The organism is Winogradskyella immobilis (genome assembly GCF_021887715.1).
Taxonomy (GTDB): Bacteria; Bacteroidota; Bacteroidia; order Flavobacteriales; family Flavobacteriaceae; genus Winogradskyella; species Winogradskyella immobilis.
The window spans coordinates 19,453-32,967 of sequence record NZ_JAIQXX010000017.1 but is presented as its reverse complement, the minus strand read 5'-3'; the positions used below and the strand labels follow the sequence as shown (position 1 = coordinate 32,967).

Here is a 13,515-nt window from a genome sequence, read left to right as displayed (position 1 = left end):
AATCTGAGTTTGACTAATACACTTCAAAATTTTCAGATAATAAGCTGCATATCGGTTAAAAATATAATTATTTTAATCCTACAAGGTCTCTTTTTGAACTTGTTAGGTTTAGACTTGACTAATATAAATACCTACAAGGTATTATAAACCTTGCAGGATATAGTAGTTATTTTAAAATTAAGTCATTAATAATCAAACCCTGATAAATACAAATATCTTGGAATTTAAAATTTGAAAATTGATGCTTTTCTTATGCTTCTGGATTTTTAGCTCTTATGTTTTTATAAATTTTAAACCCTAGCATTAAAAGAACGCCTAAAACAATAATACCTATCACTCCAAAAATCCAATTTATTGCATTTTTAAGAATCACCAGAAAAACAACTGCGAATAAGATAAATGTGGCTCCTTCATTCCAGATACGCATAAAGCTTGATGATTTTTTTACAACATCATTTTGAAGTTGTTTAAAATAGTGGTGCGTTTTTATATGGTAGATGATTAACAATAAAACAAAACCTAATTTTACATGCATCCATGGTTGTTCTAACCAAAATGGCCTTATCCAAATTAATAAAATAGCAAATATGGTAGCTAGAACAGCTGACGGCCATGTGATAATATACCACAGCCGTTTTGTCATTAATTTTAGTTGTTTTCCTAAGATTTGTTTATCTGGTGATGGTTTATGAAATGCTTCTATTTGATATACAAACAAACGTGGTATATAAAATAATCCTGCAAACCAAGTGACCACAAAAATAAGGTGCAATGATTTTATGTAATCATAATATTGTGCCATTAATCTTCTACAAATAAATAGTTTAATTGTTTACCATTAAATGCGTTATTAAATGCTTTAATTTCATCATTCAAAATTTTATTAAACGCTTGCAATTGTACATTTATCTTTCCTGTTAATTCATTTTTAACGGCTATGTCTTGTGCAGTCGGCGCAAAATCTCCTCTCCCTACCAACGAATTTAAATGCCCTAATTTATTGGTTAACTTAATTGGGAAATTTAGCGGGTCTTGCCCACTTCTATTTTTGGTTTGATATAATGCCTTTTCTATATCTGAAAGTTGCTCTTTTAAAGTTTTAGCTTTTTCTACCAAATCTTTGACACTTTCATCATCCTTATATTGAGTTTCAAATGCACTTAATTGCTTATTGATATTTCTAATTTTCTTAATCGATTTATGTGCATCATCCATAGTTTTATTAACGTCTTTAATAAACTCAAACTGTTGTTTCATCTCAGCTAATGTGCTTTCTGCTCTTGGATCTGCTAATACTGTAAATGGTTGAGATTGCTCTTCTCCATTAACATTAAGAGATACTTTATAAGTCTCAGGAATAGCTCTTGGACCTTGTAAGCTTGCTGCCCATAAAATCATCCCTGGTAGGCGTTCTGCTCCATCATATGTCATATTCCAAACAAATTGATTTGCTCCTTTTTCAACCGTTAATTTATTCTTTTTACTTTTTGTAGAATATGTTTTTATGGTATCCCCTTTAGTATCAAAATAGGTTAAAGACACTTTATCATCGTCTTTATAATCTTTTAAATTAAAATACGTCATTACACCATTTGGGTGATTTGTTCCTGTAGTTCTACTTCCGCTTCTACTTCCTCCTCGCATTCTATACGTGTCTTTTGGCTGAAAGAGTACATCTTTACTTAAATCTGCATTATACAGTTGATGAATTACGGATAAATCATCAATAATCCATAGACTTCTTCCTTGTGTAGCAACAATTAAATTATTGTCTTTAATGGTTAAATCTGTAATCGGTACAATAGGTAAATTGAGTTGAAACGGTTTCCAATTTTTTCCGTCATTAAAAGAAATATACATTCCTGTTTCAGTCCCTGCATATAATAACCCTTTACGTTTTGGATCTTCTCTAACTACTCTTGTAAAATGTTCTCCACTAATACCATTTGTTATTTTCGTCCAGGTTTTTCCATAATCTGTAGTCTTGTATAAATACGGAGTAAAATCACCTGTTTTGTATTTAGTACCTGCTACATAACATGTGCCTTCGTCAAAAGCGCTAGGTTCAATACTGTTAATCATCATCCATTTAGGCATCCCTTTCGGTGTTACATTCTCCCAGTTTTGACCTCCATTTCTTGTAACGTGGATTAATCCATCATCACTTCCTACCCAAAGTAAACCTTCTTTTAATGGAGATTCTTGTGCTGCAAAGATAGTACAGTAGTATTCTACTGCCGTATTATCTTGTGTGATTGGTCCGCCTGAAGATTTTTGCTTTTCTGGATCGTTTGTTGTTAAATCTGGACTAATGACATTCCATGACTGTCCTTCATTTTCAGACACATGTACACTTTGCGAAAATGTATATAATCGATTAGGGTTATGTCTTGAAAATAGTATCGGAAAATTCCATTGAAAGCGATACTTCATATCCTCAGCTCCATGACCCATTGGGTTATCTGGCCAAACATTAATAGCTCTTGTAGTACCTCTTTTATGATTAACACGTGTTAAATAGCCTCCATAGCTACCACCATAAACAATATCATTATTCTTTGGATCTACTGCAATATGAGCCGATTCACCACCGGCTGTAGGTTCCCAATCGTCTTCAGTAATAGCTCCGCCATCCGTACGATGCGGAATACGTATTGTAGAATTATCTTGTTGCGCTACATAAATACGATACGGAAACGCATTGTCTGTTGTTACTCTATAAAACTGAGATGTTGGCTGATTATAATAAGTACTCCAGGTTTCTCCACCATCGTAAGTTACCTGCGCGCCACCATCATCACCAATAATCATTCGGTTAGGGTTTTCTGGAGCTATCCACAAATCATGATGGTCTCCATGAGGTGCGTTATAAGTGCTAAATGTACGTCCTCCATCAGTACTTTTATGATAGCGTACATTTAAAACATAAACTGTATTGACATCTTTTGTGTCTGCATATAAACGTGTATAATACCATGCGCGTTGACGTAATTTACGTTCGCTATTGACCTGCGTCCATGTTTCACCTCCATCATTACTTTGGTACAAACCTCCTTTATCTTTATTTTCTACTATAGCCCAAACACGTTGATTATTTACAGGAGAAACTGTGACGCCTATAATGCCTAACGTGCCTTTAGGGAATCCTTTTTTTGTTGATATTTCTGTCCATGTTTCACCGCTATCTGTACTTTTCCATAGTGCTGAACCTTCACCACCAGAACTTAAGCTATAAGGTGTTCGTTGAACACGCCATGTCGATGCATATAAAATTCTTGGGTTTGTAGGATCCATTATTAAATCTACAACACCTGCATTGGCATTAGAGAATAATGTTTTTCTCCATGTTTTTCCGCCATCAGTACTTTTATAAACTCCGCGATCATCTGTTGGTTTATAGATATTTCCTAAAACTCCTGCGTAAACAATATTATGGTCATTAGGATCAATAGCTATTCTTGGGACATGCCTAGAGTTCTTAAGTCCTGAAGCTTGCCAAGTTTTACCAGCATCTACACTTTTCCAGATGCCATACCCAGAAGATACATTGCCTCTTACTGTTTTTTCGCCTCCTCCAACATATAAAACATTTGGATCGCTTTTAGACACCGAAATTGAACCAATACTTCCTCCAAAATAACCATCAGAAATATTCTCCCATTCTCGACCTCCATTAGTAGTTTTCCATATGCCACCTCCTGTAGCTCCAAAATAATATAAGTTTGGTTGATTAGGAACACCAGTTACTGCAGCGCTTCGACCACCTCTAAAAGGACCAATAAGTCGATACTCTAAAGCCGAATAATCAGATTCATTAAAATTTTGAGATTGAAGGTTTAAACTAAAAAACGATAGCAGAACAACTGCTAGAGTGTTAAAAAATCGCATCATATTTTATAAAGGTTAGTTAGAAGATTTAAAATTACGGATTAAACCCAAATCATGCAATAGAAAATCTATTCCATCTTGAAAGCTCTTCAAAATATACCGCTACACTACATTTTTGAGTTTAACCGTAGCCATGCTATGCTGAAACTTATAAAATGTCATATTTTATTGTGCTTTCAATTTTCATTACAAAGTTCTATTACATAATTCGGGTTAAAAATTTAGTCTTCCATATTTCACTGTAATTTTAACTCGATAATCAAATTTTAAATGTCTCAAAACTTGTTTCAAAACAACTAACGCTTCACCTTCACAAGGTTTTATATGTTTTTCTCAAGGGTATTTAATTCTCGCCTTAAAAAATAATAAGTAACCATAGTCGCCAATACATCCGCTATTGGGAATGAAATCCAAATTCCAATTTCACCAAAGAAAACAGGCATTATATATAGTAATGGAATAAAGAAAATAGCTTGTCTTGTTAAGGTTAAAATTAAAGCAGGAATGGCTTTACCAATGGCTTGAAAATAAGCAGATCCTATAAGCTGTAATGCTAGTACAGGAATGGCTGCAAAAGCAATTCGCATATTATTTGGAGTCACTTCAGTTACAGCTTGATCTGTAGTAAACCATTTTGTAATAAATTCTGGAAAAACCATCAACACTACAAAAATAATTGCCGCTAAAACTGTAGCATATTTAATTGCAGTATAGATAACTTCTTTAACACGCTGGTACTTCTCAGCTCCATAATTAAAACCTGCAATAGGAATAAACCCTTGCGTAATACCAAATACAGGAAATAATGCAAACATTGACATACGGCCTACAATAGCATAAGCCGTTACAGACGTTTCTCCTCCAAAATTATATAATGCATTATTCACTAATAAGAATGTAACACTCACCACAGCTTGTCTTGATAAGGTTACAAACCCCAAAGCTCCAATTTCAGAAACGATAGCTTTGTCTAATCTAAAGTGCGAAGTGTTTATTTTTAATTCTGAATGCTCTGAAAGAAAATACCAAAGAATAAATAAAAACGACACAATATAAGAACCTGTTGTTGCCCATGCTGCTCCTGCCATTCCAAAATCTAATAGGTTAATAAAAATATAATCGAAGACTAAGTTTCCTATTGAAGGAATAAGCATCGCATACATGGCAAACTTAGGTTTTCCTTCTGCTCTAATGACGTTATTACCCATCATAACAAAACCCAATACAGGAACTCCGTAAAGAATAATTTCGTAATACACTTTTGCAGGTTCAAAAATGTTGCCTTTTCCGCCAAATGCCGGAATAAGTGTGTCTACAAAATACAAGCCGAGTATTGCAAATGTTATTGTAAATAGAAGTGTTAAAGTCAGCTGATTGCCAAAAGTTTTGAGTGCTTTTCCTTTTTGATTTGCTCCAAGTGCTCTAGAAATAATTGAAGATCCACCAACACCGATAGCCATACCTAATGCAGCGATAAAGAATGACACAGGCAAAACAACATTTATAGCAGCAATTGCAGTAGACCCAATCCAGTTACCTACAAAAATAGTATCTACTAATATATTTAGCGACATCACTAAAATGCCAATAGATGCAGGTACTGCTTGCTTTACTAATAGTTTTCCAATAGGTTCTGTTCCTAAATCTTTAGAGGATATCTTAGTCATTATTACACCGTAGTCGCTTCAGGTGTTTCTGCCCATTCATTTGCTATATTTACTAGTACTTGCACAAAATCATCTCTATCGTTAAGACATGGAATAACTGTAAATTCCTTACCACCAACTTCATGGAAAATTTCTTCGCCTTCCATAGCAATTTCCTCCAACGTCTCTAAACAATCGCTAACAAATGCAGGAGTAACAATAGCCATTTTTTTAGTCCCATTTTTACCCATGCGTTCTATGGTGCGATCTGTATATGGTTTTAACCATGGATCAAAACCAAGTCTGGATTGAAATGTTGTTGAATACGTACCATTTTTTAAACCTAACTTTTTAGCAACGTTTACCGTTGTAATTTCGCACTGGTGGCGATAACAAAACTCGTGTTGCTCACTACCCTTTTTAAAACAACATTTGCCATTCATTTTACAGTTTCCATTAGTAATATCACTTTTGCGGATATGTCGCTCCGGGACACCATGGTAACTAAACAAAATATGCTCATAATCTAAATCTTCTAAAGTTTCTGATATACTTTTAGATAAAACATTGATGTAATCTTCGCGATGATAAAAAGCAGGTGTTCTTGTAATAGTAACTTCTGGGAAATATTCAGTAACCAATTCATCAACCTTAACATCTATGGTTTCTGTTGTTGCCATAGCAAATTGTGGATAAAGCGGAATGGTTTTTATATGCGTACATCCTTTATCTACAAGTTCTTGTAATCCTTTTTTAATCGTCATACTACCATATCGCATCGCTAATGCTACAGGATTATTTGTTCTTTTTTGAATTTTACTTTGTAAACGTTCGGACAAAACAATTAAAGGTGAACCTTCTTCCCACCAAATTTTTTGATAGGCTTTGGCTGATGCTTTTGGTCTTGTATTTAAAATTATCCCTTTTACTAAAAGTGTTCTTGCCAATACTGGTAAATCAATTACCCGTTCATCCATTAAAAATTCACCTAAATATGTTTTTACATCCTTTGGAGTTGGACTATCAGGTGATCCTAAATTAACTAGTAGTATGCCTTTCATAGTGAATTTATTTCAGTATCTCTTTAATTAGTATTGTAATTCTTTACAAAAATACAACCCAATTCTAAAATAAACACTTCTATTACTATTGCATTTTGTAATACAGCTATCTATGATCTCTAAAAACCCAACATTAAAAATAATATCATGCCAAACTAAACTTTAAAATTGTTAAAATTCTATCTATTTTTTAATTGCAATTACGGTTTTTCCGTAATTAAAATTTTTTCAAAAAATTCTTACATTTTTTTGTTTGTTCTATTTTTTTTTTTCTAATTTAGTGGTGTTGAATCATTTACAGAGATGTATGCAAAGGCATTAAAGTAAGTGTTTTAGCAGTATTAATACAAAACCAGTGCTGGTTTATTATAATGAAACTCATTTTTGGTCAGCTTTGCTAAACCTAATCAAAAGTGTATTTATTTAAACATATTTGCATCCCTCTTTGCTATTTTTCTTTGCACAACATCTTTGCGTAATTATTAACCATACCTATATAATAGGTTTAAAATTTAAAATTATGAAAAGGCAACTAATTATACTTTTAACTCTTCTAACAGTTTCATTTTTTTCATGTGAAAATGAACAAGTTAATGTAGAAAATACAAATATTAATTTAAGAGCAGAACTTTGGTTTCAAAATAATCATAATAATAGATTAGATAACAACCCTAATTTCTACGGAGAGCCTGATTGGGATAACAATTTTAAAATCAATAATAGTCATTATTTCCCTTTAATTCCTGTAATTAAAGATGGTTTTAAAACAAACACAAATCTTAGATCATATCTTCAAGGAAGTAATGAAGTTTATGCTCGTTCTTTTCTTGTACTTACTGAAAACGATAATAATGAATTTACAGAGACACTCGAGGTTTTTGTTACTCGGGACAATGAAAATTTTGAAATAAATGATGATATAATAAAGAAATCCTCCCTTAAGTACAATTCTAATAATCAATTGTTCAATTACTTTTCAACTGAAGATATTTCTATAAACATAGGTTATCCTAATCAAGATAATAATGCTACAGCTTCTAGAGATGATGGATGCCAAACTATAGGTGTTTTTTTAATTATTACTTATGATGATGGAACCGAAAATAAAATATTACTTCACACCTATGAAGAATGTCCCCCTGAGATTTCAGATGAAGAAGAAGATGGCGGAGGAGGAGGTGGCGCTGGTGATGGTGATGGATCTGCTGATGATGGACCCAGTTGTGAAAGTTTCAATTTTATAAATACTACTTCAAATTGGCAAGAAGCTTCTGTTGCTGGAATTCGTTTTAACATTGTACTAATAAACCCTACTACCCTTGAAATAGGAATAAATACTATAATATTTCCTCAGCCTATAAAATTCGGGTTGCCTTCTGATTATTCTTTAGGTGGTAATTTAGGTGGTGATTCTGCAGCAGAATTATCTGCAGATATACTAGATTTAACAATGAAAGAAATGGCTAGAGAATTTGGCAGGCAACAATTAACAGATGCTTATATACGAGTACAATTTAGAGAAAGATTAATTAAAAATTACAGAGATTATACTGGAGGTGGAGGCAGGGTTCAATTTAACTTTACTGGGTTAGTCCCACCGCCAAGTCCTTATAAAACAAAATTCTTTGGCACAGGAGACTGTGATTAATAATAAACCTGTATAATTCGAAAAAATATGTTTCTAGACAATTATTTATATTATTTCTATCCCAGAGGCATAATAGATGCTTATTCTGAAGCATATAGAGAATCAAGAGAATACAGATACTTGAAAAACAAGATAAAGTTTGCAAGTGAAAGTTGGGATATTATGCCGTTGTTTCATGAATTAAGCGATTTAATTACAAATTTGAAAATACAAAACTGCTACTTAGTCGATGTAACCAATTTTAGCTTTAATGATAGATGTTTTAATTTTCAATATAGATTTGAAGACTCAAACTCTATGATAATTAAATCAATATGTTGTAATCTAAGCATATTATTTCCTACATATTGTATATATTATATTGAAAGAGATTATAGTAATATTGAAATTGGTGTAAAAACAGATGAAAAGTTTTTTAATAATCACTTTTCTTTTTTCCCAGCAGAATATAATTATTTGAGAAAGGAAATTGATTTAATATTAAAAAGTAAAGGTTTATTTAAAATTATTAATGAAGATCTTGACAAAATTATTCCAAAAATAGCTTTTGACATAATTAAATTCGATAAAATGAGTATGTTTAATTGTTTGTTCTTAAATGAGCCTTACATAACGCCAAAATTAAATAAATGAAAAAAAAATCTTTTTTCTTGTTATTAGCTAACCTAATATTAGTTAGTCTTTGGTTAATGTTTCCAAATAAATTATTTACCATAAATTTATATTATGATTATTATTTGTTTGGCTTTGATCTAATTAGTTTATTTTTTTTAGTTATAACATTATCAATTATTGGATTAAATTTTTTGGGGAGGTTTTTAAAAAAGGTTAAAAAATAATTATTAATTATCATATCACTTTTAACTTACCTTCAAAATATACTTTTTATGTGTAGTACCATATTTTTCTTAAACGCTGTAATAAAATGATTGGTGTGGACCTCGCGGTGGTGGCGGAGAAGAAATAGGAGGCTAATATATAACTTAACAAACCCTAAAGAGATTATACTTTTTTAGGGTTTAAAATATGTAACACTATGCAAGTATCAAGGTTAATAAAAATTGCTTTTTTATTTTTAGTTGTTTCTTCAACATCCTTTTCTCAAATTAATGAGCCTTTAGATTATAAAATAACATACCATTTAGATTTTAAAGCATTAAAAAACTCTGAAGAACGGCAAAATGAAAACATGTTCCTATTCGTTTCTAAAAACTATTCTAAATTTATTAGTGAAGGTAGATTTAACGTAGATTCATTAAGCCAAGCTAAACCTAGAACTACACTTCCTTCAAAGTTTATGTTTTTTGTTATAAACGAATTAAGCACGGATAAAATATGGTTTCAGAAAGATGTATTTAGAGACAAACTTTTATACCAAGAGGCTATAAAATTAGATTGGGTTAACCATCAAGCCACTAAATCAATTTTAGGGTATACTTGTAGAAAAGCAACAACGCATTACCAAGGCAGAAATTATACGGCTTGGTATACTAGTGAGATTCCTATAAATAGCGGGCCATACAAATTCTCTGGATTACCAGGTTTAATTCTTGAAATCTATGATGATTATAAAGAGTATCACTTTTTAATTAAAGGTATTGAGTCTTTACCAAAAGGTACTACCTTAACATTCAATACTAAAAACTTTATTAATGTAAGTAAAAATACGTATAAAGAAACATTACAAAAATTTAATAAAAACCCATTTAGAATTGCTGAACAGTATGGAATGATTGTGCATTTAGACGAGCGCCAAAAAAAAGCATTTATTAAAAGAGGTCAAGAGGAAAGGAAAAATAAAAATGTAATAGAATTAAAAGAAAGTAAAGAATGAGACTATTTTTGCTTACAGGGTATATTTTTTGTTTTATTTCACTAGGCCATTCTCAAATTAATGAGCCTTTAGATTATAAAATAACATACAATTTAGAATTTAAAGCATTAAAAAACTCAGAAGAACGGCAAAATGAAAACATGTTCTTATTCGTTTCTAAAAACTATTCTAAATTTATGAGTCAAGGTAAATTTAATCTAGATTCATTAATGAATGCTAAAAAAAAATTAGGCTTTAATAGGTTTATGAGCAGCTTACCTCAAACTAAGTTTCTGTTTTTTGTTATAAACGAATTAAGCACTGATAAAATATGGTTTCAGGAAAAAATAGCTACCGATAAATTTCTATACGAAGAAGTTATAAAATTCAATTGGACTAACCATCAAGCCACTAAGTCAATTTTAGGATATAATTGCAGGAAAGCAATAACGCATTACCAAGGTAGAAATTATACGGCTTGGTATACTAGTGAGATTCCTATAAATAGCGGACCATACAAATTCTCTGGATTACCAGGTTTAATTCTTGAAATCTATGATGATAAAAAAGAGTATCACTTTTTAATTAAAGGCATTGAGTCTTTACCAAAAGGTAATACCTTAACATTTAATTCTAAAAACTTTATTAATGTAAGTAAAAACACGTACAAGGAAACATTACAAAAATACATTGAAAACCCATTTAAAAGTTTTGAACAGAAAGGAGGAAGTGTGGGTTTCAACAAGCGCCAAAAAAAAGCATTTATTAAAGAGTATCGAGAGCTATCGAAAAATAAAAATGTAATAGAATTAAAAGAAAATGATGAATGAAATTATTCCTGCTTCTAGGTTGTTTTTGTTTTATTTCACTGGGTTTTTCTCAAGCTACAATTAGTGGTAGCTTAAAAACACAGCTAGATCAACCTATCTCTGCGGCAAGTATAACACTAACCGAATTAAACACCGATAATATTATAAGTTATGATATTACTGATGATAAAGGGTTTTTCTCAATTTCATTAAGTAGTCAACTTAAAAAAATACAACTCAACATAAGGTCTATGGGTTATAAAACAGTTGTTAAAACCATTGACAACAAAACCCAAACCATAAATTTTGTTTTAGAAGAAGAAATAACCAAGTTAAAAGAGGTTCTTGTAAAATCTACCCCAATTACGCGCAAAGGTGATACCATTAATTATTCCGTTAGTGCATTTACCAAACAACAAGACAGAACCATTGCAGATGTTTTAAAAAACATCCCAGGAATTGAAGTTTTAAGTGATGGTAAAATATTTTATCAAGGCAAACCCATTAATAAATATTACATTGAAGGTTTAGATTTACTTGAAGGTAAATATAACCTTGCTAATAATAATTTACCACACAAAGAAGTTTCCAAAATACAGGTTTTAGAAAATCACCAACCCATTAAACTTTTAGACAGTTTAGTATTTTCTGACCAAGCTGCGCTAAATATAAAACTTAAAAATAGTTTCACTTTTACGGGCCAAGCAAAATTAGGCTCAGGGTTTTCACCATTACTTTGGGACGCTAACATAACCCCAATATTATTGTCAAAGAAAAAGCAAATGCTTAATTCATATCAAGCCAATAACACCGGTAATAACGTAGCATCTCAACTCAAAACATTGACTTTTGAAGATTTTATAGATCGGTTTGAGCGCAATGACCAAAAACAAGATTGGCTAGCCATACAGAAATTGAACGTGCCTAATTTTGCAGAACAACGCTGGTTAGACAATAACATTCATTTAATTACAACCAATTATTTGCAAACCCTAAAAAACGATTACGAACTGCGTTTAAATGCATCTTACATCAATGATTATCAACAGCAAAGTGGCTCTACCAATACGCAGTTTTTTACTGCAAATGATACTATTGCATTATTTGAAAATAACAACAATCAGTTTTATATAAACACTTTAGAAACCAACTTAACACTTCAAAAAAACACAAAGAAAAAATTCTTTAAAAACAGCTTGAAATTTCAAGGGTTTTGGGACAGTCAAAGAGGTAATATTCAATTAAATACTAATACTGTAAATCAAAACTTAAATAATCGGTATTTTAAGCTATCTAACGATTTAAAAACCTTGTTCCCATTAGGGAAACAAATTGCTACTTTAAAATCTTACATTGGCTATAGTAAAACACCGCAGTCTTTAACTGTTAATCCAGGTCAGTTTAACGCTATACTAAACAATGGAAATCCTTTTGATGAAGTAACACAAGATATTGAACTGAATACGTTTTACACCAATAACACATTAGGATTTACAAAAGGGTGGAAACAATTTAGTTTTAGTCCAAAGATTGGTTTTCAGTTTGAAAAACAAGATTTACAGAGTACTATTTTTACACCAAACACTAACGAAACTTTAAATCTTGAAAATAATTTAGATTGGACACGATCTAAATTATATGTTAACTTGAAAACACAATACAAAAAAGAAAAATGGCGATTAGAATTAACAACACCAATCAATCTACATAATTACCAATTAGAAGATGCGCCTTTACAAGAACGTCAAAATTTAAACCGTGTTACTTTTGAGCCACGCGTTTCGATCAATTATGATTTAAATTCATTTTGGAGCATAAGAGGAAGTGCAAACCTAAACAATCAATTTGGCACTATCAACCAGGTATATTATAACTATATTCTCCTAAATTACAGAAATATACGGCGTATAGACGCACCATTACCACAACTGCAAAATTTTAGTTACTCGGGTTCTATTAGCTATAGAAATCCTGTTAATGCACTTTTTTTTAATTTAATTTACAACAATACAACAACTGATAATAATTTATTATATAATAATCAAATCTTAGACAATGGAGCAACAGAATTACAAGCTATTGAACAAGACAATAAACGTTTCAGACATAGCATTTCAACAAGAGTAAGTAAATATTTTAGTGACTTTAATACCAACCTTACACTAAGTGCTAATTATAGCCTACAAGATTTAGAACAAATAATAAATAGTGAAATTACTGATATTACAAATGAAAACTGGAGTTTAAATGGTAAAGTAGATGTTGATATAAATGATTGGCTAAATACAGAATTAGAATCTACTTTTCAATTTTCAAATAATGAAATTCAAGGCCAAGAAAACCAGACTATAACGCAACAATTTCATAAATTCAATATTAATATTTATCCAAAGGACAATCAATTCTTAGGATTAAAAACGGAGTATATTAAAAATGATTTATTCTCAGAAAATACAGAAAACTTTTTTGCGGACTTGGTTTACCGTTTCACTTGGAGTAAGAAAAATATTGATTTTGAATTGCAATGGAACAATATTTTTAACACCGAAAATTATAGAACGATAACAATCAACAATTTTCGTTATCTAGAAACTAATTTTAGGTTAAGACCAAGTCAAGTATTATTTAAGATTAGTTTCTCTTTATAATC

Annotated in this window: 9 protein-coding genes; 5 read left to right on the top strand and 4 right to left on the bottom strand. The window is 31.1% G+C overall.

Going from position 1 to position 13,515, the window contains the following annotated elements; genetic code table 11:
- Positions 1-250: 250 nt before the first annotated feature.
- The 4 genes from K8Z87_RS11415 to hemH form a co-directional block, all read right to left on the bottom strand.
- Positions 251-802 (bottom strand): CopD family protein, encoded by a 552-nt coding sequence (locus tag K8Z87_RS11415; protein WP_227477694.1) that lies wholly within the window; start codon positions 800-802, stop codon positions 251-253.
- Positions 802-3,888: a WD40/YVTN/BNR-like repeat-containing protein gene (locus K8Z87_RS11410; RefSeq protein WP_227477718.1), complete on the bottom strand. Its 3,087-nt coding sequence runs from the start codon at positions 3,886-3,888 to the stop codon at positions 802-804. Before K8Z87_RS11410 ends, K8Z87_RS11415 begins: the two co-directional genes overlap by 1 nt.
- A gap of 320 nt (positions 3,889-4,208) precedes the next feature.
- The gene (locus K8Z87_RS11405) at positions 4,209-5,555 is read right to left on the bottom strand and encodes an MATE family efflux transporter (RefSeq protein WP_227477693.1); all 1,347 of its coding nucleotides are present in this window, start codon (positions 5,553-5,555) and stop codon (positions 4,209-4,211) included.
- A 2-nt stretch (positions 5,556-5,557) separates the two neighbouring features.
- Positions 5,558-6,595 (bottom strand): ferrochelatase, encoded by a 1,038-nt coding sequence (hemH, locus tag K8Z87_RS11400; protein WP_227477692.1) that lies wholly within the window; start codon positions 6,593-6,595, stop codon positions 5,558-5,560.
- Positions 6,596-7,115: 520 nt separating this feature from the next.
- Here hemH and K8Z87_RS11395 point away from each other — a divergent pair.
- The 5 genes from K8Z87_RS11395 to K8Z87_RS11375 all read left to right on the top strand — a co-directional run bounded on the left by K8Z87_RS11395 (position 7,116) and on the right by K8Z87_RS11375 (position 13,513).
- Positions 7,116-8,243 (top strand): hypothetical protein, encoded by a 1,128-nt coding sequence (locus tag K8Z87_RS11395; RefSeq protein ID WP_227477691.1) that lies wholly within the window; start codon positions 7,116-7,118, stop codon positions 8,241-8,243.
- A gap of 27 nt (positions 8,244-8,270) precedes the next feature.
- Positions 8,271-8,876, top strand: coding sequence for a hypothetical protein (locus tag K8Z87_RS11390; RefSeq protein WP_227477690.1), 606 nt, complete (start codon positions 8,271-8,273; stop codon positions 8,874-8,876).
- A 403-nt stretch (positions 8,877-9,279) separates the two neighbouring features.
- The gene (locus K8Z87_RS11385) at positions 9,280-10,077 is read left to right on the top strand and encodes a GLPGLI family protein (protein ID WP_227477689.1); all 798 of its coding nucleotides are present in this window, start codon (positions 9,280-9,282) and stop codon (positions 10,075-10,077) included.
- A complete protein-coding gene (locus tag K8Z87_RS11380; RefSeq protein ID WP_227477688.1) occupies positions 10,074-10,886 on the top strand; it encodes a GLPGLI family protein in 813 nt (270 codons plus the stop codon). Before K8Z87_RS11385 ends, K8Z87_RS11380 begins: the two co-directional genes overlap by 4 nt.
- Entirely contained in the window at positions 10,883-13,513 is a 2,631-nt protein-coding gene (locus K8Z87_RS11375; RefSeq protein ID WP_227477687.1) for a TonB-dependent receptor, read from the top strand. The genes K8Z87_RS11380 and K8Z87_RS11375 overlap by 4 nt, the downstream gene beginning before the upstream one ends.
- Positions 13,514-13,515 lie beyond the last annotated feature (2 nt).

Coding starts and splice junctions, on each gene's coding strand:
- K8Z87_RS11415 (WP_227477694.1), bottom strand. CDS start 802: ATGGCACAATATTATGATTACATAAAATCATTGCACCTTATTTTTGTG.
- K8Z87_RS11410 (WP_227477718.1), bottom strand. CDS start 3,888: ATGCGATTTTTTAACACTCTAGCAGTTGTTCTGCTATCGTTTTTTAGT.
- K8Z87_RS11405 (WP_227477693.1), bottom strand. CDS start 5,555: ATGACTAAGATATCCTCTAAAGATTTAGGAACAGAACCTATTGGAAAA.
- hemH (WP_227477692.1), bottom strand. CDS start 6,595: ATGAAAGGCATACTACTAGTTAATTTAGGATCACCTGATAGTCCAACT.
- K8Z87_RS11395 (WP_227477691.1), top strand. CDS start 7,116: ATGAAAAGGCAACTAATTATACTTTTAACTCTTCTAACAGTTTCATTT.
- K8Z87_RS11390 (WP_227477690.1), top strand. CDS start 8,271: ATGTTTCTAGACAATTATTTATATTATTTCTATCCCAGAGGCATAATA.
- K8Z87_RS11385 (WP_227477689.1), top strand. CDS start 9,280: ATGCAAGTATCAAGGTTAATAAAAATTGCTTTTTTATTTTTAGTTGTT.
- K8Z87_RS11380 (WP_227477688.1), top strand. CDS start 10,074: ATGAGACTATTTTTGCTTACAGGGTATATTTTTTGTTTTATTTCACTA.
- K8Z87_RS11375 (WP_227477687.1), top strand. CDS start 10,883: ATGAAATTATTCCTGCTTCTAGGTTGTTTTTGTTTTATTTCACTGGGT.